Genomic DNA, 19,851 nt, shown 5'->3' on the forward strand with positions numbered 1-19,851 from the left:
TCTGTAAACGAACCCCACAGCTAAAGCAGGGGGCTTTGTCCCTGAACACGAAGGTTCGAGACCATTGGCAGGTTTACTTCTGCCCTGACTGCGATTTCTACAGCCGCTACTCTGTCCGCATTGCCAGAGAAGTTGCAAGCGGTACAAAGGAAAACAGATTGAGACTTACGATTGGCTTTTATCAACACAACCACATCTTCGGCAGGTGCGCGGAGGTGTTTCTCGGACCAACGAAACTGATCACAGGAACCCCCACGCGTTCGGCTTTGTAAACGATGTACTGCCTCAGTTGGTAGAACGACCACCCGCATGTCTCGCCTCTTTGCGTCCTTTTACGGAGCCTCACGGATACCACCCAATTCTTCAGCGCAATCGCTCGATGAGTGTCATAACGCAATCTGTACGAGAATTTTGCTGATTCTATGGTTGGTTGTTTTTTGAAAACGGATTGAACGCCGGATATTTTCTTGAGTTTTCGTCTGGCGGATTTGGTCTGTTTCTTTTGAAAATTGTTTCTGCGATGTCCAAACTTTCGGCGGTTATCTTCGATTGCCGCGCGCTGAACCTGCCACTGTCCGACGTTGCACGATCTGACAAGACCCGTGATCCACCCCCAACACCCCTTCCACGTCAATTGGCTTGGGTGTTCCACTCGCAGACAACCATCAGGTAAAACTTACCTTTGACCAGGCATGTCGCTTTCCCCATGCTGGCCTTTGAGCAATTCAAGCTGGCGTTTTCCGCAGGCAAAGGACACCTTTGTCTGCCCCGCTACTGTCCAGATGCTCAACTCCATCCTGTCCAGTTTGTAGGTCAGATGCGGTCATCAGCAATTCGCGCCATGCGGCTTGAAAGTACGTTTGACTTTTTCTATCCAGCTTATAAGCATCTGCAACCGAGATGCAACGAACAACCACCTTGTGCGGTCAAGCCAAACATTTCCTTGACAGCGCAATACGTAAGGTGAGGATTGGAAATTGTTTGAATGTCTGACCAGCCCGCATCGCTGATGTAATTGCAGCAGGTGGCGGTTGAAACTCACAAGAGAGTTTTCGAAGGGCTGGCGCTTGTGCAGGCGCGGGCGGGGGCTTTATTGGAGCGATCAATTTCCTTGGGCGTGATTATACCGCATTTTCAACGTAGGGAAAGGGGGGGGGGGCGCGGGGGGGGGGGGGGGGGGGGGGGGGGGGGGGGGGGGGGACGAAGGGCGGGCGGGGCGGGGTTGGGGCGGGCGCAGGCAGGAGTTAGGGGGGGGGGGGGGGGGGGGGGGGGGGGGGGGGGGGGGGGGGGGGGGGGGGGGGGGGGGGGGGGGGGGGGTTATTGGAGCGGTCAATTTCAGGGCGTGATTATGACCGCATCTTCAATCTAGGGGAAAGACTGGCATTACATCGCCGGGGGCAACTCCTCTCCACGCTAAAGCAGGAGTTTTCGTCGAGGGTCTATGATTTCGCCAGTGAAGTCTTCTTCCCCGCGTATTGATTCTCAAGAAGTTCAAGCACAAAGCACAATGATGAAAGCCGGTTCAAATAGCGCTGCAGGTCAGGGTTGACCACCACTTCATCATCGAAGAGATTGACCACGCACCGTTCCGCCCTGCGGACAATGGCGCGCGCCATCGATAGTGTCGCGCCGCCGAGCGTATCGCCGGGTAAAATAAATTCCTTCGGCATCTCGACCACGGTGCTCAACTCATCGGTTTGTTTTTCCAGCCAGTTCACGCGCGCTTCGTCAATGAAATGAAAATGCTGCGCGTTCTCCGGTGTCGCGGCGACTTCTGCCATCAACTTGTACAGGTCGCGCTGCGCTGCGAGCAAAATCGGCGCGGTCTGCGGTGCGGAGCATTGCGCGCGAGCCAGCCCCAGTGCGGCGGATGCTTCATCCAGCGCGCCGATGGCTTCCATGCGGACATGATATTTTGGGACGCGGCCTTCGCCGAGCAAGCCCGTCGTGCCGTCGTCGCCTTTTGCGGTATAAAAAGTCATGCGCGCATTATAACCACTTAATCATGCGCCCGCTTATAATTTGAAGATGCTTATTCCAATTCATGAAGAAATGACCCGCGAGGCTCTCGGCGCACATTTTAGCGCGGGCGCGCTTGAGATCATCATCGCCGCCAACCGCAAACAGGACGCGCTCAGCGGTCAGATCGGCCACGATGAATTTCATTTCGATAATAATGCCATCCAGAAGGGCCTGCGCTATATCAACGAACAGCGCGGCTTCGTGCTGGCCTCTCTGCTTTCGCCCGGCGTGCTTTCCGCGTGGATCGCTTTTGGGAGATTAACGCACACCGCGCAGGATTTCTACTCCCATACAAATTACGTCTCCCTCTGGCTTGACCAGTTCAAGGACACGCCTCCGCTCCGCGTCCGCTCGAAATTGATCCTGTTCAAAAGAGTTTGATCCAAAGCCCGGACCTGCATTCGGGCAAAATATATTTTCCTTTGGATGTCTTGTACTTTGTACCTTTCATGCGGAATATCGCGCTCAAGTTTTTACCCGCAGATTCACACGGCAAAATGAATCTCGACTCGCCCAAACAAGGTCCGCGTTTTGAATACGCGCGTGCAGCCGCGGTCAAACGCACGCAATACGAATTTGAACTGTTGAAAAAAATTCTCACGCCTGAAATGTTCGCGAAATTTACAGATTTATGACCCTGGATCTGTTTGTGATCTCGTCGGCAGGCAGACAGACTCCAAGATCAAAAAAGGTATAATCAATTTATGGATATAAAAACTAAACTTAATGAATCAGTCAAGGATGCCATGAAGAGCGGCGACGAAGTCCGTAAGCGGACTTTACGCATGGTGCTCGCCGCCGTCAAACAGGTCGAAGTGGATAAGCGCATTGCGCTTGACGATATGGCTGTGACGGCATTGATCCAAAAGGAGATCAAGAACCGCCGCGAAGCCATCGAAGAAGCCAAAAAAGCGAATCGCCCCGATCTGGTTGAAGAGAATGAGACCGAGATCAAAGTACTGGAGGTATTTCTGCCCCAGGCCATGCCCGCCGAGGAACTGCGTGCGCTGGTGCAAGCCGCCATCGCCGAGACTGGCGCGGCTGCTCCTGGTGACATGGGTAAAGTGATGAAGATTGTCATGCCAAAAGTTGCAGGACGTGCGCCGAACGATATGATCAGCGCCGCAGTCAAAGAATTGCTTACTAAATAATATTAAGTGGCGGTCATTTTGATGACTGTCGCTTACTTTTCTTTATGTCTGTGCGCACCCCGGTTTCCTCTCGTATTCGTTTTTTACAATTCAGCCTGATCATTGCGGTCAGCATTATTTCTTTTGCCGCGCTTACATTGCCGATCGGCCTGCGTCCCGTGACGCAGGCATTGGATGAGGGTGAGGTGGCGCAAATCACGCTGCAATCGCCCCGTGACATTGAATATGTGAGTGATGTCCGTACAGAAGAAGCGAGAAAGGTTGCAGAAAGCGCGGTGGCGCCTGTCTATAGTCAGCCCGATTCCGCGCTTGCACGTCAACAGATCGAACGGCTGAACACTGCCATTCAGTATGTTACCTCTGTCCGGGAAAATAGTGAATTAAGTCTTGAGCAAAAGAAAGCAGATCTGGTTGCTCTCAGTGATGTGCGTTTGAAGTTGGAAACGGTGGATTATCTGCTGGCAATAAGCGTTCCGCGTTGGGAAAGTGTACAGGCTGAATCATTGCGGGTTTTGGAGCAGATTATGCGCCGCGCCATCTACGAAGATAAGGTGGAGCTTGCGCATACGAGTGTTCCGTCTTTTATCAGCTTGACATTGAACGAACAACAGTTTGAACTCGTGACTGAGCTGGTGAACGCCTTCATTGTTCCGAATAGTTTTTACAGCGAAGAGCTGACCACTGCCGCGCGCAGCGCCGCACGGGATGCAGTCAAACCGATCGTACAGACTTATAAAACGGGCGAGACCATCGTGCCCGTCGGCGAGGTCATCACTCCGTCTGATATGGAAGCATTTCAGCGGCTTGGCATGATCAGCCCCGGTCAACGTTGGGAGGATATGGTCGGCGCGGGTGCGCTTATCATCATTTCAGCATTTCTTGTTCCTCTTTATTTTTTTCGCCGTAATAAACGCGCATCAGTCGTAAATGATCCGCGCAGTATTCTGGTGATCGCGTTGATCTTCATTGTTTTTTTGATCGGTGCCCGCCTGTTTACAAATCGCACGCTCGCGCCGTATGGATATCCCTTGCAGGCCGCAGGATTGTTGATCACAACCTTGTTTGGCTTTGAAACCGGGCTTGTGATCGTCATTCCGCTCTCCCTGCTGGCCGCCTACGGTGTGCCGAATACACTCGATCTTGCGCCGTATTATTTGTTCTCGTCGCTGATCGGATTGCTTGCACTCGGGCCGGCCCGCCGCTTTTGGGGCTTCCTGCGCGCAGGGCTGGCTATTTCCCTATCAGGGCTGGTTGTCCTTGTTGCCTATCGGCTGCCATATTTTCCGCCGGATTGGCTTGGTATTATTCAATTTATAGGAATTGTTTTATTATCCGGGTTCGCCGCCGCCAGCGTTGCATTGGTGTTTCAATATCTTCTTGCTCAAACACTTGGGCTCACCACCGCGCTGCAGCTGCTTGATATATCCCGCCCGGATTTTCCACTTCTGCAATTCTTTTTGCGCGCCTCTCCCGGAACGTATCAACATAGTTTACAGGTCGCAAACCTTGCCGAACAAGCCGCGGAAAAGATCGGCGCAGACCCGCTACTCACGCGTGTTGGCGCCCAGTTCCATGATATTGGCAAGGCGATGAATCCCACTTTCTTTATTGAAAATCAGGTGCCTGGCAACGTAAATACACACCAGGATATCCCGCCTGAGGAATCCGCTGCGACTATTATCCGTCACGTAACAGATGGGGTCACGTTGGCAAAGAAGTACCGCCTGCCCAGCCGCCTGCATGACTTTATCCTTGAACATCATGGTACGCTGATCACGCTTTATCAGTACACACAGGCCATGGATGCGGCCGGGGGCGATGTCACTAAAGTGGATATCGAAGATTTCCGCTATCCCGGCCCGCGCCCGCGTTCGCGTGAGACCGCTTTACTGATGCTTGCCGATGCGGCTGAAGCCCGCGCCCGCGCTGAACGCCCGGCCAACGAAGACGAACTGCGTGGGCTGATCCATAAGGTGATCGAGAATGTGCAAAAATACAACCAATTGGATGACACGATGCTCACGCTGCGTGACCTGAACCTTATTACCGAATCATTTGTTACAACCCTGCGCGGGCAGTATCATCCCCGTATTCAATATCCCAATGCGGCCGTAATCAGCAAGGATTCCACCATTCCCTCGCCAAGAAAATAAAATGATCAACATAGACAACCAACAGGATTTTTTAGAATCAGCCCTGCTTCAAAGAGCTGCCTCGTTCACTCTTGAACAGGAGTCTGCCCCCGCTGATGCGGATATGACCATCGTTCTAACCGACGATGCGCAGCTGCATGAACTCAATCGTGAATTCCTTGGAGTGGATGCGCCAACGGATGTACTTTCCTTTCCCGCTTCCGAAGCGGACCCTGAAACTGGTTCGCCTTATCTGGGAGATATCCTCATCTCGATCCCGCGCGCAACGGAACAGGCGCGTGCCGCCGGGCATCCTGTTGAAGCTGAAGTGCAGCTTCTGGTCGTGCATGGAACTCTGCATCTAATGGGACATGATCATGCTGAGACTGAAGAAAAAGAACGCATGTGGAAAGCACAAGCTGGGGTGTTGGCCCGGCTTGGCCTGTCGTATATAAAGATTCAGGACTCGTGATGAGGTCTTTTTTTATTTCGCGGTTTGCTTCTTTTCGCTACGCGTTTCAGGGTTGGCATCATGTTCTGCGCACGCAACAGAATGTGTGGATTCATTCCGCCATTGCTGTCATTGTTTTTGTTCTTGCCCTGTGGCTCAAATTGCCGGCGCGTGATTGGGCAGTCCTTGTCCTGACAAGCGCCATGGTGTTTGCGGCGGAGTTTTTAAATACAGCCATTGAAGCTGTGGTAGATCTGGCCAGCCCGGATCAGCATCCGCTCGCCAAGATCGGCAAGGATGTTGGCGCCGCTTCTGTCCTGGTCGCCGCCTTTGCTGCAATTCTGATCGGCCTGTTGATTCTCGGCCCGCCATTATGGGTCAAACTGTTTTCCTAAATCATTTTTATCGGAGCAAGTATGAGTTTATCTTTTAAATTTGGCACTGTTGGTTCACCTTCTGGCACGCCTAAAAAGCCCGGTGGTTCCGTGGGCGCGATTCAGTTCAGCAGATCGATTGGGTTGGATACGCTCGAACTTGGCTGGGTCCAGTCTGTGCGTGTGACCGAGGCGACCTGCGCGGCGATCAAATCTGCGGGCGAAGAACATGATGTGGCCTTGAGCGTGCACGCGCCGTACTTCATCAACCTGAATGCCAATGATGAGGAATGGCCGAAATCCCGCAAACGATTAATGGACGCTGCCCATTATGGATATCTTGCAGGCGCGACGGATATTATTTTCCATCCCGGCTCATACTTCATGAATGACCCGTCGGAAGTCTTGAAGATCGCCATTCCACGTTTGCAGGGCTGTGTGGATGAATTGAAAAAAAATGGAGATCATGTCACGCTCCGCCCGGAGACCATGGGGAAATCCGCGATGCTGGGATCATTTGAAGATGCCGTTGCAATGAGCAAGGCAGTGGACATGGTCCAGCCTTGTTTGGATTTCGCTCACCTGCATGCCCGTCCCGGGGACGGCACGATGAACACCTTTGACGAATGGTCGCGGGTGCTTGAGTTCTATGGCAAAGAGCTGGGCGGTCAGGCATTGAAGCATTTGCACATTCATCTTTCCGGCATTGAGTATGGACCCAAAGGCGAAAAGAATCATCTTCCACTTGCCGATGCAGATTTAAATATGAAGGCGTTATTTAAAGCGTTGAACGAATTTGAGTGTGCAGGCCGTATTATGTGCGAAAGCCCCATCATGGAAGAAGATGCGCTAAACATGAAGAAAGCCTGGGTCAAGGCAAGCGGGGAGAAGGAAAAGAAGCCCTGATCACTAAAAACGAACACCCCGTTCAGAAAATCTGAACGGGGTGTTTTGTATTAAAAATATTATTTGTTCATGCCAACATTCATTTCAAATTCAGATGGGTCACTTGAAGAAGCCGTTAGATTGTCTCCATATTGATCGTAATACCCCTCAACTGAAAAGACAATCGTGAATTGAGTGTTACGCGGAATACCGGTAATCTTATATAGACCGTTGTCTTCTGTCTTGAGACTGGCGGCAATATATTTGTCAGAATAATTTTTATTCTGCCATTGATCATAGGTTGTACCTGCTGTGAGAATAAATACCGACACACCCGATATAGGATTGTTGGTATTCGCATCATAGACACGGCCGTACACTGTAATGGTATCGCCTTGTGATGACGGAGGAGTGGTTGTTCCACCTCCGCCGCTGCCAACCTGTACTGCGGGAGATGTGCCCATCAACTTATTGTTATTACCCGCGTACATTTCCAGATAATATTCACCTTCAGGAAGCGGGTCGCCATTGTTGGGCAAATAGGTGCCAAAAGTACCATCGGTTTTGAAATCCCACGCGTACGAATATTCTCCTGCGGGTTGACCGTTCAGATACCATTGCTCGCGTACCAATTCCCCCGGGGTCATTCCAGAATAATCAAAACTTGCTCCGATGCAGAGTGTGGAAGCTGGGAAGGATGTAACTGCGTTGCCCAATTCACAGCCATCGGCGCCATAGGTTGCTTCCAGCCATGCGAAATTACCAGCCGATTCGCCGCCCGACCCGGCTTCTGATACAACACCCGATACACTAAACGGGCTGACATACGCCCTGCCGGCCTGCGCAGCCTGAATGAGCGGTTTGGCAAGTTCGATCGGGCGCAATGCATTAATGAAACCGCCGATGGGGATGCAGCTATCATTTTGATCTACTGTCCCGTCCTTGTTCGTATCTTGAATCTGGCGGCAGTCGGTCACGTCTCCCGCGCCGCCTGAAGATGCCTGAGTCGGGACGCCTATGATACGGGCATTATCATCGGCTCCAAGCCCGCCGGAGTTGCCGCCCGCAATGGTTGCGTCCGTCTTGATCCAGGCGCGGTCGCCAAGTTGATCTTCAGAGGTAAAACCTGAAACACTACCTTCTGTAAAAGTGATCGTATCTCCGCCGATGCCGGGAAAGCCAAAAATGCTGACATGGTCGCCAACATGCGTCTGGTTGGAATCGCCAAGTTCCACGAATGGAAAATTCAAACTATTAGGGTCGATACTTGCGCCATCTACTGTGGACACGATCTGAATCACTGCGAGATCAAGGAACCCATCCACTGCGCGGACTTCTGCGATGTAGGATGCTACAGGAGGTTTATCTTCTGATTCAACAATGGCAATGCCTAAAGCGTCTGGTTCCATGTCCGGTTCGCCTTGCGATGCAGGACTGGCTACATGTGCATTGGTCAGAATCATGCCTGAGGGGGATAGGATCGTTCCTGATCCGGTGTAGAGCGGTGTCAATTGACCGTCCTTATTGAACAGTCCATAGATCTGCACCGTGGCGGATATTAATTTGGCGCGCTGTGTTTGTGAAAGACCGTTCCCTGAACCTGTGTCAATTGGATTATTGTTCGGTTCTGGTGTGACTGGTGAAACGATGGGTGGATTGCCTCCGCCATAGCAGGCGAGTGTTGCCAGCGCAAGCACCATGAGCATCACCCAGAAACGATTAAGGATTGTTGGTTTCATGTATGCCTCTATTAGTAACTGATCGATTCAAGAAAACGATGGAAGCGATTCAGATCGAGATCGTAATTTTTCTCGTCAGCCCAAAAACTGACCACGACCGCGAAACTGTCGTTCACAAAGATGTAATCTGTGCCGCGTACCACACTGGGAATATTTTTATGCGTGAGGTTGGGGTTGGACTCTACGAATACATAGCTTAATTCATAGGCGGTCTTGTTGAATATCGTTACCTCGCGTTGCTCCAGCACGCGGAATGCGAGCAGTTCCTGTCCGCGCTCCAATGTGAGCAGGTTGGCTGCTTGTGCGGCAGTCGTAGCGGGGGCAAGCGGAATTTTGCGAAGAATGTACGTGGTGCTAAAGCCGCTTGAGGAACGATCTGTGGCGCGCAGGAGTTCGTCGCCGGATGGTTCGGATTGCAGCCATCCTTGCGGGACCTGTGCTGTGATGCCTTCCACATTAAAAGGGATACTGCTGTTCTCGACGCTGGATTTGTAAAACCAGCCCGCGATCAGCGCGACAAGCGTCACAACAATTACAGTGATCTCTGCATAGCGGTCACCAAGGGATACAGTTTTGTTTTCCATTTTTATCTCCTATTTCCCCGTTTGCATGGATATTGATTGGATATTGCGGCGCACAAGCCATAGCACGATACCGCTGGTGATGAATGCAACAACCGCCGCAAGTATCAACCCCGGCCAGAGACTTGTGGTTGCCCCGCTTAAGCTTATGCTCGTTTGCACTACAAGTCCGCGCGTCCAATTGAATAGTCCGTTGAAGACGGCTGCCAGCGTTATGCCCAGCGGCATCCACCAGATTTGTTCAGATTCAAACTTGGCGCGGCCGAGGAAATACCCTGTAATGCCCGAAAAAGAGGCTTGCGCCAGAGCGACCACTGCCATGGTGATAACGCCTGTTCCGAGATCCACGCCGCCATTAGAAACTACGAATTGAATGTTGAGTACGCTGGCATAGCCAAGTCCTGCCGCTGTGGCGTAGATGACACCATCAGTGGGTTCATCAAATTCATCGGAATGATAAATGCTGTAGCGGACTGCAGCATACTTTAGAAATTCCTGGGTGAAACCTACAACAAGGATTCCGCCGAGGATTGTTGCAAGGGTGCTTGCATGGATCCAGTGAGAAATGCGAAACACGTTTTCAATGAGGGGAACCCCAACGGCAGCCGCCAGGATTGCGCCAAGTAAGAATACCCCCAGTACATATCCTTTGGGCTCCGGTTCTGCGCGATCCTGCAAATAAAAGAATATCAGCCAGATCGCCGCTGGAACGAGCGCTAGAAAGATGCCGATCAATAATAAACCCGTGGCTGTGAAGACCGGCTTAAATGCGGCATCCAGAGCGTAGACAACCCCAACAAACACGATCAGGCTGATGATGAGCAGGAATTCGTTGCGCCAGACGTGCTTTCGTTCATGTACTGCCTTTAGTTCAGTCATAAACATCTCCTCCAGGAAATTATGAAAACAAACTTCATCTTATCGTAATACAAGAATATAAGTCAATAGGACTTGCGTCTTCCCTCACTAATCTAAAAATTTAGTTATTTTTTATTGTCAAGAAAGACAAGATGTCTATAATGAGATTTATATTGATAAAAGGAGATTCATATGCCTATTTTTTCCTGGTCAGATTCGTATTCTGTCAATTCGCCTGTAATGGATGCGCAGCATAAGCAGCTCATCAATATGATCAATAATTTGCATGATGCCATGAGCTCTGGTAAAGGCAAGGAAGTGCTTGGGGCTACACTTGATGGCTTGATCTCATATGCCCAGACACACTTTGTTGAAGAAGAGAAGTTGATGGCGAAGGTCAATTATGCGGAACTGGCTGCGCATAAAGTAGAGCACGTCGCCTTTGTAAAAAAGGCTGTCGAATTGCAAGCCGAATTCCACAATTCAAAAGCGGTTTTGACCTTTGAGGTGATGGATTTCCTTAAGGATTGGCTTGTCAACCATATTCTTAAGAACGATAAAAAGTACGCGCCATTTGTGTAAAAACGCTGGTGGTTAGTACATCGTTCAATAAAAAAAAACTTTTGGGCTTGTTGCGCAACACCTTGTCACGGCGATTGTCTTATCGTAGCTGCGGGGACAATCCAAAATCAGAGGGAAGAAGTGAGAACATATAGGCATCGCTGATCTCCGTCTCGATCACCATCCGATTTAATAATATTCCTTCATAGTGCGCGTTGATCTTTTCAGCAACGCGTTTGCTCGGATCATTCCCCACGGCGATTACGATCTCTGCGCGGATTAAGTTTGTTTTTTCAAACGCGAAACGCGCGGCCAGCTTCGCGGCGCGCCCGGCGATGCCCTGTCCTTGTTTTGACGTGCGTACCCAATACCCCAGATTGCAGAGATGATATACAGGATGAAAATGACTCAGGCTGCAGCCGCCGAGGAATTCCCCGGTTGTTGAATTAACCACGGCAAAAGCATACATGTCGCCGCTTGCCCATTGAGCGCGCGTGATGTTAATGAAGTTTTGCGCTGTTTCGAGCGTGTATGTTTGGCGGGCCCATGACATCCAGGGTTTAAGCTCGGTCAGAGATTCCTGGACAACCTCATGAAGTACATTGGCTTCACCGAATTCAAAGGGGCGCAGTGTGATCACATTATCGCTAAGTTTTATGAATGGATACATGGTTTCTCGTAAGGAGTTGACGGACTGTGCACCTTGCTTATTAAAATAAAAAAAGAGACACATTGCACTGAGCTTGAATTCTCTGTGACCCGTATCTCCTTTTTTGAATTCGGGGAGTATCAGGAAGAAATATATTCTCTCAAGCTGTGCTCCACCGCATACGCGGCGGCTTCGGCTCGGTTGTTTACGCTGAGTTTTGAAAGAATGCTCGATACATAATTCCGCACTGTGCCTTCACCGAGGAATAAGTTCTTGGCGATCTCGCGGTTGGTCTTGCCTTCTGAAACGAGCAGGAGTACGTGCTTTTCCTGCTGACTCAGGTGTGAAAAAGCGGAAGCTTCCTCCTCCTTGACCGCACGGCGCACTTCTTGAAAAACGCGCTGTGTGACCGCCGGGTCGAGCAATGCTTCACCGCGCCCAACAGATTCAATTGCCTTTACCAGATCATCACTGCCGATCTGTTTGAGGATATACCCTGAAGCACCTGCACGAATGGCGGAGAACAACATTTCATCCTCAGCATATGAGGTGAGCATGATTACTTTGGAATTGGGATACTGATTGACGATCTGCTCGCAGGCTTCGATGCCAGAAGTACCCGGCAGACGAATATCCATCACAACCACATCCGGTTTCAGCGAAGCCACTTGTTCCAGCGCTTCACGTGCTGAACCTGCTTCCCCTACAACATCGAATTGAGGGTGCCGCTCCAAAAGGGATTTTAAGCCAAGCCGCACCACTTCGTGATCATCTACAAGAATAATTCGTTGCTTTTTCATGGACTTATTTTATCAGGAATATGCAGAAAATGAGCTAAACTCACTGGATTTTTGAGCTTTTCAGCGCCAACAGGTGCTCTTCGATATGAGCCAAACTCCGCTCGACCCATAGCTGTAGCGGCAATTCATTGCCCATGGTTTCGTGACGGCTTTCACGTGACCAGGCTTCGCGCGGCAGGCTGCTCAATGTTTTGCACAATTCTTCTGCGCTCGTCGAGAATTCGTCCAGAATTTTCGAAAGTGATTCTTCCTTGTTGTACTTTGTTTTCATCCAGTTATCCGCGTCGAAATTTTTGAATTCAGGATTATCTTCGTTTAGTGTTCGAAAGATACGCACCCCATAAATGTTGCTCTGCACATCACGTGTGTGCGATGCGATCTGATGAAAAGTCCATTTGCCTTCCGCGATCTCGTATGGGTCTTGGAGTGCTTCACACGCAGAACGAAATTCCTGCGCGGCTTCCCTCAGTCTTGCGATCATCTTAATGCGATACTCGATCAACTCTTTCATATTGCCTCCAATAAAACCAAAACATCACTGATTATATTTTCAGAATTCTCAAGCGGGTAGACTCGAATTCCATATGGGTTGAATTCAATGCCCGCCTGACGGGATAATTCCACGAGTCCGGCTTTGCTGGAAAGGTAAGCTCCCGCGTCTTTTTTTAACCCCTCACCTGTTCCCGCGACGATATTCATGATCGTCCCGTGTCCTTGCGTGCGCATCACGCGCCCGGCAGTTTGCATCATGAGAAACGCTCCTGTCAGGTTCACATCCAGGGTGCGGTGCCAGTCCCATTCATCCATATCGAGCAGGGGAATGCGCGGCTCGACTGCGGCGTGATTAATCAAGATATCTATTCCGCCAAGGTCGTCCAAAACACTTTTTACCAATACCTGCGCGCCAATTTTTTTTGCAACATCTTCAATATAGGATTGAGCCTTTCCGCCGCGCGTGTTGATTTTTTTCGCAACCTCATCCACATTGATGGGAGATAAGTCATTTAATGCAACCACGGCCCCTTTTTCAGCAAGCGATTCCGCAAGCATGCGCCCGCAGCCTTTGCCTGCGCCGGTGATTAGCACAATTTTTCCTTTAATTTCCATTTTCTACCTTTTTAACTGTGTGTTCAATTGCAGACTGGGATCGTATCTGTATTTTCACGGGCATTCAATGGTAAGCCAAAATATGGTGATGGGTCGTAGGTATTCTCGATCTCAAGTTCATTTGTGAACTTCCCGAAGCCATTGTCTTTTAAGACAGAGACGTGTAAATGAACGCCGACTGGATTGTTCGGGTCACCGGAGTAATTTCCCTGATAGCCGAGGAAAGTGCCGGCCTCTACATATATTTCCGAAGTCCCCGCAGGGAATTGCTGGGAGATGAAAGAATTCCCTTGCGCATCCGCCATGTGAGTGTAGTAGACCCAGATCTGCCGTCCCGCTTGAAGCGGGTCATCCGGTACCCGCATGATAATTGTGGATTTCCAATCCGGCTGGCGGGTTAGGTAACCGGGATATGCCGCGATCACTGGGGTGACGCCCACATCCGTCCCTGCGAAAATGTCTATGCCCTGGTGGCGATGGCCAGGGCGGAATGAATCGTCCCATATAAAGCCAACCAACCCGTCAGTTGGAAAGATGAATGGAGCAGTTCCGCATTGAGTGTATGCATTCATCCTTAACTCTGGGCGGGAGGCGGGATCGCGTAAATAGGCGAAGGTCTGTATGGTGCGGGCGGAACCGCGTCTGAAGGTAAAGTAATAATATACTGAGCCAGTTAATATAACGACAATTGCGATCAGGAGGGGTAGTTTTCTTGACATTCCATGTATTATACACACGTTGAAAAAGGAGTTTACAGACTTTTCTTGTGAAACTTTCGACAAATAAGACCAAATTACTTGTGTATTTGTTTAGTCTGGAGGATAATTCGCATACTTTCATTTATGTAAGGTACCAAAAAGTGAGATTGTTTTTAGCCTGAGGAGGCGCATTCACAAATATAAAAGCACCAGCAGCTACTTGTTTGAATATTTCACCCAACTTTATATTAGGAGAGACTCAAAAATGTATCGAAAAGTTTTTAACATGCTTTCGCTTCTAGTTGTGCTCGCCGTGGCGTTCTCTACGGTTATCCCTGTTGCCGCTCAACCCCGTCTCGATGGCTCTGATGGTCAACAGGAAGTCGAAGAAAGCGCCAATGGAATTTATATCGTCCAAATGATCCACGCTCCTGCTGTTTCCTATGAAGGGGATATTGCAGGTTTGGCGACAACGAAACCTAATGAGGGCGAGAAGCTTGACCGCGGTAATCCCGATGTTCAGGATTATGTCGAGCACCTTGAAGATGAGCATACTGATGCGTTGCGTCAATCTGGCGGCGACAAACTCTATGACTATGGATATACCTTTAACGGTTTTGCCGCTGAACTGACCGTTGAACAGGCCAATAAGTTGGTTAAAGTTGACGGTGTTATGCAGGTTACCCCTGATACACTTCAAACCATTGATACCTCTTCAACTACAAACTTCCTTGGCCTTGATGCAAAGAAGGGTCTTTGGAAGCAGCTCGGCGGCCCTGAAAACGCTGGTGAAGGCGTAGTGATCGGTATCATCGATTCCGGTATCTGGCCTGAGAGCCTGAGTTTTGCCGATAGTTTCAATGAGAAGACTAACCAATGGACATTTGAGAGTGGAAATCATATTGACTTGGAATACAAGGCTCCAAGGAATTGGACTGCGGCTTGTGTATTGGATAACGCAACTTGTAACAACAAGTTGATCGGTGCCCAATACTTCAATGCGGCTCATGGTGGCGATGCGGGCATCGCAGCCACACGACCTTGGGAATATCTCTCTGCTCGTGATTACAACGCTCATGGAACACACACTGCTTCCACAGCTGGCGGTAACTTTGGTGTTCAAGCTACTGGTCCGGCCTCTGTATTCGGTTCCATTAGTGGTATGGCTCCTCACGCTTATATTTCAGTATACAAAGCTTTGTGGTCAACAGAGACTGGCGATACAGCCAGTGGCTTTACATCCGACCTCGTGGCAGCCATCGATCAGGCCGTTGCTGATGGTGTCGATGTGATCAACTACTCGATCAGCGGAACATCCACAAACTTCCTTGACCCCGTTGAGATCGCGTTCCTTAATGCCGCCGATGCCGGTGTGTTCGTTGCTGCTTCCGCTGGTAACAGCGGACCTACAACCAGCACAGTGGCACACCCCAGCCCGTGGATCACAACGGTTGCGGCTGGTACACATAACCGCAACAGCGCTGGTTCTGTGACTTTGAATGCTGTTACTTATAGTGGCGCTTCATTGGCTGCTGCTGCCTTGACTGCTCCGTTGATCGATTCAACTGCAGCAGGCTTGCCCGGTGCGGACCCGACGTCCTTGGCTTTGTGCTTTGGCGCCGCGGATGGCGGTGCTGTATTGGATCCTGCGTTGGTAGCGGGCAAGATCGTGGTCTGTGACCGCGGTGTAAGCGCCCGTGTGAATAAGAGTCTGGCTGTTCAAGAGGCTGGCGGCGTGGGTATGATTTTGTTGAATCCCAGCGCCAATTCTCTGAATGCAGATTTCCACTATGTCCCGAGTGTTCACTTGCAGAACACAGATCGCGCAGCGGTTAAGGCTTATGCTGCTACTCCGGGTGCTACGGCTACCATCAATGCGGCTGTTCTGACCTTTACTGATCCCGCACCGTTTACTGCTTCCTTCTCCTCCCGTGGTCCATTGCGCGCTGGCGGCGGTGACTTGCTCAAGCCCGACTTGATCGCTCCTGGACAGGATATTTTGGCTGCGGTTTCACCTGCCATTGCCGGCCGTGACTTTGACTTGCTGAGCGGTACATCCATGTCTTCTCCGCATGTTGCTGGTCTTGCGGCTTTGTTGAAGGATAAATACCCCAATTGGTCGCCGATGATGATCAAGTCAGCTTTGATGACTTCTGGTTATGATGTTTTGGATGGCCCCAATACCAATCCTCTCGTGGTCTTCCGACAGGGCGCTGGTCATGTCCGCCCGAACAGCGCAGCTGACCCCGGTTTGGTCTATGATTCAGGTTTCAATGAATGGCTTGCCTTCCTTTGCGGAGCGACAACCGGTGTGAATCCCGCCTACTGCAGCGCTCTCTCTGGTGCAGGTTACTCGCTCGACCCAAGTGACTTGAATGTTCCCTCCATTGCCATTGGCGATATGCCGGGTGCACAGACTGTCAAACGCACAGTTACAAACGTTAGCGGCGAAAAAGAGAAATACACATTCTCTTATAGCGGCTTGGCTGGCATCACAGTAACACCCAGCATCAGCTCCTTCACCGTTGAAAAGGGTAGAAGCAAGACCTACTCTGTAACCTTCACCAACGCCGGCGCACCGCTTAATAGTTATGCCGCTGGATATATCACATGGACTGGTAGCAGAGGGCATGTTGTTCGTATTCCGGTTGTGATCCGGCCTGTGTTGTTCTCGGCCCCTGCCACGGTCTCAGGCAGTTACAGTGTTAAATTTGGTTATACTGGCGCGTTCACCGCTACAGCTCGCGGCTTGGTCCCAGCGGCGACATTTGGCGGTTCGATTATGACTGGTGAACAACAGGTGTATGTTGTTGATATTCCTGCCAACTCCACATATGCCCGTTTCTCCCTGTTTGATGCAGATACCACTCCTGGCAGCGATCTTGATCTTTATGTATTCAATAGCGCTTTTGCTCAGATCGGTGGTAGTGGTGGCGGCACCTCTGATGAAGAAGTAAATTTGGTCAACCCTGCCGCTGGTACATACTATGTAATGGTGGATGGCTTCGGAACTGCAGATCCATCTACTTATACCCTGTATACTTGGACATTGGGTGATACTGCGACCGGTAATATGACCGTCACCGCTCCAACTTCTGCGACAGTGGGCACTGTAGGCGCGATTGGCCTGACGTTTAGCGGTCTTACCCCTGGCGTTCGATATCTCGGTAGTGTTGCTTATAGCGGCGTTGCCGGCTTGCCCGCCCAAACCATTGTACGTGTTAATCCGTAATACAGTTTGTATTAGTTTTATAAGTTAGAAAACAGGCTGGCAGATTTTTTGCCAGCCTGTTTTCTTTTTTTAATGATCAAAAGCAATCTTTATGTATTGCTCGGCACACCTTCGGACGGTGGAAGCGGGTTTTTGCAATATGTTAATGCTCCGCCCAGCCCGGCATGGTATTCATATTCACGGATATCATATTTCAGCTTTACCAGGTATCCTGGCGTTAGAACCTGTGTGTACATCATGTTCGGCTGCGGACACCCGAGGCTTGAGTCAGACCAAACAACTTCTTTTGCGTCCAAAAGAACAATATCGCTCGCTGGGATGGACAGGCGCTGCGCCAGATCCTTTTTTGCTGTTTCGATCAAACCTTCTATGCCGGGAACTGAAGGCGTTGGCAAGACTGGATTCATTTGAGTTGCATCTCCTTGTTGAGGTGGCTGTGCGGGGATGAGGGTTGAAATTGGTTGTTTGCTTGGGCTTGGCGACGGTAGATCGGGTGAGTCTGGTAGAAGAGGGTCGGCTTGAGCGGCACCACAGCCTGTCAATGTAAACACCAGTAAAACGAGTAGTGAGATCCAAAGGGTTTTCATGGTAATCATCTCCTGTCTGATTTTAACCTAATGGACGGTTATCGTACCCAAATGGTTCCCTTGTTCCTTGCTTCCGCCTTCTTCCATGAAATCAGGCAGTATAATTCCAGCATACTAACCTTATGGAGTATCTTCTGTGCGTGTTAAACATATCCTCTTTGCGATCCTTATCGTTGTTATCTTAAGTGCCTGTGGCGGCGCGGCGACCGAGATTGTGGCGGGTCCCACAGTTGTACCGACTCATACTCCGCTGCCGCCTCCGACCATGATCCCAACCCTGTCCACACCGCTGGCTTTGCTTGTTGTGCCCGCAGACATGGACAAGACCTCCTCGGACTTGTATCAAAAGACTGTCTACGATCTCGCGCAGGCCTCCGGGTTTCGTTTTCAAGTTCGCAATGCGCTTACTCCCACCGACCTCGCCGACCCGACCTTAAAAATCGTGATCGTACTGCCTCCAGACCCAGGGCTGGCTTCACTTGTTCCTACAGCGCCTGGCGTACAGTTTCTCGCGGTCAATATCCCCGACCTGACCGCAGGCGGCAACTTGAGCGTGCTGGCGGGAGATTCACAGGTTGAGCTCCCCGCTTTTCTTGCCGGGTATGTCGCCGCCATGATTTCCGATGAATATCATATTGGCATGGTTATCCCGCAGGGAAACGCAGACGCGCAACGGGCTTTCCTTGCATACAAGAACGGCATGACCTATTACTGCGGATTATGCCGGACGTTCTACATTTCCCCATTTGGCTATCCTCAATATATTGAGATTCCTGCCGATGAAAACCCTGATCTTTATGGCGGGTACGCCAACATCCTGATCAATGACCGAAAGGTATATACACTTTACATTTATCCATCACTGGCGAACCCGGACCTGCTTTCCTATATCGGCACACAGGGTGTCATGCTGATCGGGACATCCATGCCTGTGCCGCGCCCCGGTGGCTGGGTGATGACCATTCGCCCGGATACGGTCAAGGCGATAGAGACGGCCTGGCCTGGTTTGGTCTCCGGACAGGGCGGACTCAACGTTCAATCCCCGCTCGGGCTTGCGGACGTGGACCCGGACCTGCTATCCGCTGGAAAGCTCCGCCTTGTTCAGGAGACATTGGATGCGTTGCTGGCTGGTCGGATATTAACCTCCAATCCCTAATGATTCCAAAATCCTTGACTCTATTTTCTTTTGCATGATAAACTCACGCTTGCTTGAAAGACAAGCAAATCTAGGAAAGGAGGCGCACGCCAATGTTAATGAATAAGTTTTACACCGCACCTGCATTTGGTTTTCGTAGTGCGCCTGTTCACCGTTAGACAGTACTGATTGTTGTCTTACGGCCGCGGAGCGCACAGCGTATGATCCGTGGCCGTTTTTATTTAATCTTTTGGACGGCTGCGGGAATAAACCTGTAGTCGTTTTTTTATTTTTGGAGAATACCATGTTAGATATACAAACTCAATTGTTCGAAGCGCAGGATGTCCGTTTTGGTCCCATTGATCACGAAGCGCATCCCGAGATCGAATCCAAATGGACTCATGACGCTGAATTTATGCGTCTGCTGGATCTAAAACCCGCCCGTCCGCTTTCCCCTGCGATGGTCAAGAAGCAGTACGAAGCCGTCGAAAAGGAAATGGATGAGGACAAGAATTTGTTCTACTTCACCATTCGCGCCCGCGCAGACGACCGTTTGATCGGAAAAGCCCTCATCGAATGGGTGGATTGGACGAACGGGAACGGCTTTGTCCGCCTGGGCATTGGCGACGGGGAAGACCGCCGTAAAGGCTACGGCTCGCAGGCTTTGAGTATGCTGCTGCGTTATGCCTTTGGCGAATTGAACCTCTATAGGGTCACCGCAGTTGTGCCTGCTTATAACGAAGGCGGACTGCGTCTATTTCAGAAGTTCGGTTTTGTGGAAGAGATCCGCAGACGCCAGGCGCTGAATCGGGACGGCCAATTTTGGGACCTCATCTCTTTCGGCTTGTTAAATACTGAATGGCGTGAGCAGGCTAAGGCGTAGGGTGAA

At 50.6% G+C, this 19,851-nt stretch carries 22 protein-coding genes; 12 read left to right on the forward strand and 10 right to left on the reverse strand.

Annotated elements, in window-relative coordinates; all coding sequences use genetic code 11:
- Positions 1–272, forward strand: a 272-nt coding sequence (locus IPL17_RS20895; protein ID WP_345309023.1) for a hypothetical protein, incomplete at its 5' end; no start/stop codon positions are given.
- Between the two features lie 1,167 nt (positions 273–1,439).
- Here IPL17_RS20895 and IPL17_RS20900 read toward each other — a convergent pair.
- Positions 1,440–1,982 (reverse strand): cob(I)yrinic acid a,c-diamide adenosyltransferase, encoded by a 543-nt coding sequence (locus IPL17_RS20900; protein WP_345309024.1) that lies wholly within the window; start codon positions 1,980–1,982, stop codon positions 1,440–1,442.
- 46 nt (positions 1,983–2,028) lie between these two features.
- On the opposite strand from IPL17_RS20900, the gene IPL17_RS20905 reads away from it, so the two are divergent.
- The 7 genes from IPL17_RS20905 to IPL17_RS20935 all read left to right on the forward strand — a co-directional run bounded on the left by IPL17_RS20905 (position 2,029) and on the right by IPL17_RS20935 (position 7,036).
- Positions 2,029–2,403: a hypothetical protein gene (locus IPL17_RS20905; protein ID WP_345309025.1), complete on the forward strand. Its 375-nt coding sequence runs from the start codon at positions 2,029–2,031 to the stop codon at positions 2,401–2,403.
- Positions 2,400–2,657: a hypothetical protein gene (locus IPL17_RS20910; protein WP_345309026.1), complete on the forward strand. Its 258-nt coding sequence runs from the start codon at positions 2,400–2,402 to the stop codon at positions 2,655–2,657. The genes IPL17_RS20905 and IPL17_RS20910 overlap by 4 nt, the downstream gene beginning before the upstream one ends.
- 69 nt (positions 2,658–2,726) lie before the next feature.
- Positions 2,727–3,173, forward strand: a complete 447-nt coding sequence (locus tag IPL17_RS20915) for a GatB/YqeY domain-containing protein (RefSeq protein ID WP_345309027.1) — start codon at positions 2,727–2,729, stop codon at positions 3,171–3,173.
- 44 nt (positions 3,174–3,217) lie between these two features.
- On the forward strand, positions 3,218–5,326 hold the full coding sequence (locus tag IPL17_RS20920) for an HDIG domain-containing metalloprotein (RefSeq protein ID WP_345309028.1): 2,109 nt from the start codon (positions 3,218–3,220) through the stop codon (positions 5,324–5,326).
- Between the two features lies 1 nt (position 5,327).
- A complete protein-coding gene (ybeY, locus tag IPL17_RS20925; RefSeq protein ID WP_345309029.1) occupies positions 5,328–5,777 on the forward strand; it encodes an rRNA maturation RNase YbeY in 450 nt (149 codons plus the stop codon).
- Positions 5,777–6,151 (forward strand): diacylglycerol kinase family protein, encoded by a 375-nt coding sequence (locus IPL17_RS20930; RefSeq protein WP_345309030.1) that lies wholly within the window; start codon positions 5,777–5,779, stop codon positions 6,149–6,151. The genes ybeY and IPL17_RS20930 overlap by 1 nt, the downstream gene beginning before the upstream one ends.
- Before the next feature lie 21 nt (positions 6,152–6,172).
- Complete coding sequence (locus tag IPL17_RS20935; RefSeq protein WP_345309031.1) at positions 6,173–7,036, forward strand: TIM barrel protein; 864 nt, start codon at positions 6,173–6,175, stop codon at positions 7,034–7,036.
- A 59-nt stretch (positions 7,037–7,095) separates the two neighbouring features.
- On the opposite strand, the gene IPL17_RS20940 is transcribed toward IPL17_RS20935, so the two are convergent.
- From IPL17_RS20940 to IPL17_RS20950, 3 genes are read right to left on the reverse strand one after another with little or no spacing between them, the layout of a single operon-like run.
- Positions 7,096–8,754, reverse strand: coding sequence for a trypsin-like peptidase domain-containing protein (locus IPL17_RS20940; protein WP_345309032.1), 1,659 nt, complete (start codon positions 8,752–8,754; stop codon positions 7,096–7,098).
- Positions 8,755–8,765: 11 nt separating this feature from the next.
- A complete protein-coding gene (locus IPL17_RS20945) occupies positions 8,766–9,338 on the reverse strand; it encodes a hypothetical protein (RefSeq protein ID WP_345309033.1) in 573 nt (190 codons plus the stop codon).
- A 9-nt stretch (positions 9,339–9,347) separates the two neighbouring features.
- Complete coding sequence (locus tag IPL17_RS20950; protein ID WP_345309034.1) at positions 9,348–10,214, reverse strand: PrsW family glutamic-type intramembrane protease; 867 nt, start codon at positions 10,212–10,214, stop codon at positions 9,348–9,350.
- Between the two features lie 171 nt (positions 10,215–10,385).
- Here IPL17_RS20950 and IPL17_RS20955 point away from each other — a divergent pair, with 171 nt between their 5' ends.
- Positions 10,386–10,775 carry a bacteriohemerythrin gene (locus IPL17_RS20955; protein ID WP_345309035.1) on the forward strand — a complete coding sequence of 130 codons (390 nt, stop codon included), beginning with the start codon at positions 10,386–10,388 and terminating at the stop codon, positions 10,773–10,775.
- Between the two features lie 79 nt (positions 10,776–10,854).
- On the opposite strand, the gene IPL17_RS20960 is transcribed toward IPL17_RS20955, so the two are convergent.
- From IPL17_RS20960 to IPL17_RS20980, 5 genes are all read right to left on the reverse strand, one after another.
- On the reverse strand, positions 10,855–11,424 hold the full coding sequence (locus IPL17_RS20960; protein WP_345309036.1) for a GNAT family protein: 570 nt from the start codon (positions 11,422–11,424) through the stop codon (positions 10,855–10,857).
- A gap of 119 nt (positions 11,425–11,543) precedes the next feature.
- Entirely contained in the window at positions 11,544–12,203 is a 660-nt protein-coding gene (locus IPL17_RS20965; protein ID WP_345309037.1) for a response regulator transcription factor, read from the reverse strand.
- Positions 12,204–12,243: 40 nt separating this feature from the next.
- Positions 12,244–12,714, reverse strand: coding sequence for a DinB family protein (locus tag IPL17_RS20970; RefSeq protein ID WP_345309038.1), 471 nt, complete (start codon positions 12,712–12,714; stop codon positions 12,244–12,246).
- Positions 12,711–13,289, reverse strand: coding sequence for an SDR family NAD(P)-dependent oxidoreductase (locus IPL17_RS20975; RefSeq protein WP_345309039.1), 579 nt, complete (start codon positions 13,287–13,289; stop codon positions 12,711–12,713). The genes IPL17_RS20970 and IPL17_RS20975 overlap by 4 nt, the downstream gene beginning before the upstream one ends.
- 44 nt (positions 13,290–13,333) lie before the next feature.
- On the reverse strand, positions 13,334–14,029 hold the full coding sequence (locus tag IPL17_RS20980) for a hypothetical protein (protein WP_345309040.1): 696 nt from the start codon (positions 14,027–14,029) through the stop codon (positions 13,334–13,336).
- Between the two features lie 244 nt (positions 14,030–14,273).
- On the opposite strand from IPL17_RS20980, the gene IPL17_RS20985 reads away from it, so the two are divergent.
- The gene (locus IPL17_RS20985) at positions 14,274–17,240 is read left to right on the forward strand and encodes a S8 family serine peptidase (RefSeq protein WP_345309041.1); all 2,967 of its coding nucleotides are present in this window, start codon (positions 14,274–14,276) and stop codon (positions 17,238–17,240) included.
- 89 nt (positions 17,241–17,329) lie between these two features.
- Here the strand turns inward: IPL17_RS20985 and IPL17_RS20990 are convergent, their stop codons facing one another.
- Positions 17,330–17,827, reverse strand: a complete 498-nt coding sequence (locus tag IPL17_RS20990; protein WP_345309042.1) for a hypothetical protein — start codon at positions 17,825–17,827, stop codon at positions 17,330–17,332.
- Between the two features lie 136 nt (positions 17,828–17,963).
- Here IPL17_RS20990 and IPL17_RS20995 point away from each other — a divergent pair, with 136 nt between their 5' ends.
- On the forward strand, positions 17,964–18,983 hold the full coding sequence (locus IPL17_RS20995) for a hypothetical protein (protein ID WP_345309043.1): 1,020 nt from the start codon (positions 17,964–17,966) through the stop codon (positions 18,981–18,983).
- 283 nt (positions 18,984–19,266) lie between these two features.
- Entirely contained in the window at positions 19,267–19,845 is a 579-nt protein-coding gene (locus IPL17_RS21000; RefSeq protein ID WP_345309044.1) for a GNAT family protein, read from the forward strand.
- Positions 19,846–19,851 lie beyond the last annotated feature (6 nt).

This window comes from Candidatus Villigracilis saccharophilus (assembly GCF_016711665.1).

Excerpts from the sequence above, each read along its gene's own strand:
- IPL17_RS20900 (WP_345309024.1), bottom strand. The coding sequence starts at position 1,982 with ATGACTTTTTATACCGCAAAAGGCGACGACGGCACGACGGGCTTGCTC.
- IPL17_RS20905 (WP_345309025.1), top strand. The coding sequence starts at position 2,029 with ATGCTTATTCCAATTCATGAAGAAATGACCCGCGAGGCTCTCGGCGCA.
- IPL17_RS20915 (WP_345309027.1), top strand. The coding sequence starts at position 2,727 with ATGGATATAAAAACTAAACTTAATGAATCAGTCAAGGATGCCATGAAG.
- IPL17_RS20920 (WP_345309028.1), top strand. The coding sequence starts at position 3,218 with ATGTCTGTGCGCACCCCGGTTTCCTCTCGTATTCGTTTTTTACAATTC.
- ybeY (WP_345309029.1), top strand. The coding sequence starts at position 5,328 with ATGATCAACATAGACAACCAACAGGATTTTTTAGAATCAGCCCTGCTT.
- IPL17_RS20930 (WP_345309030.1), top strand. The coding sequence starts at position 5,777 with ATGAGGTCTTTTTTTATTTCGCGGTTTGCTTCTTTTCGCTACGCGTTT.
- IPL17_RS20935 (WP_345309031.1), top strand. The coding sequence starts at position 6,173 with ATGAGTTTATCTTTTAAATTTGGCACTGTTGGTTCACCTTCTGGCACG.
- IPL17_RS20940 (WP_345309032.1), bottom strand. The coding sequence starts at position 8,754 with ATGAAACCAACAATCCTTAATCGTTTCTGGGTGATGCTCATGGTGCTT.
- IPL17_RS20945 (WP_345309033.1), bottom strand. The coding sequence starts at position 9,338 with ATGGAAAACAAAACTGTATCCCTTGGTGACCGCTATGCAGAGATCACT.
- IPL17_RS20950 (WP_345309034.1), bottom strand. The coding sequence starts at position 10,214 with ATGACTGAACTAAAGGCAGTACATGAACGAAAGCACGTCTGGCGCAAC.
- IPL17_RS20955 (WP_345309035.1), top strand. The coding sequence starts at position 10,386 with ATGCCTATTTTTTCCTGGTCAGATTCGTATTCTGTCAATTCGCCTGTA.
- IPL17_RS20960 (WP_345309036.1), bottom strand. The coding sequence starts at position 11,424 with ATGTATCCATTCATAAAACTTAGCGATAATGTGATCACACTGCGCCCC.
- IPL17_RS20965 (WP_345309037.1), bottom strand. The coding sequence starts at position 12,203 with ATGAAAAAGCAACGAATTATTCTTGTAGATGATCACGAAGTGGTGCGG.
- IPL17_RS20970 (WP_345309038.1), bottom strand. The coding sequence starts at position 12,714 with ATGAAAGAGTTGATCGAGTATCGCATTAAGATGATCGCAAGACTGAGG.
- IPL17_RS20980 (WP_345309040.1), bottom strand. The coding sequence starts at position 14,029 with ATGTCAAGAAAACTACCCCTCCTGATCGCAATTGTCGTTATATTAACT.
- IPL17_RS20985 (WP_345309041.1), top strand. The coding sequence starts at position 14,274 with ATGTATCGAAAAGTTTTTAACATGCTTTCGCTTCTAGTTGTGCTCGCC.
- IPL17_RS20990 (WP_345309042.1), bottom strand. The coding sequence starts at position 17,827 with ATGAAAACCCTTTGGATCTCACTACTCGTTTTACTGGTGTTTACATTG.
- IPL17_RS21000 (WP_345309044.1), top strand. The coding sequence starts at position 19,267 with ATGTTAGATATACAAACTCAATTGTTCGAAGCGCAGGATGTCCGTTTT.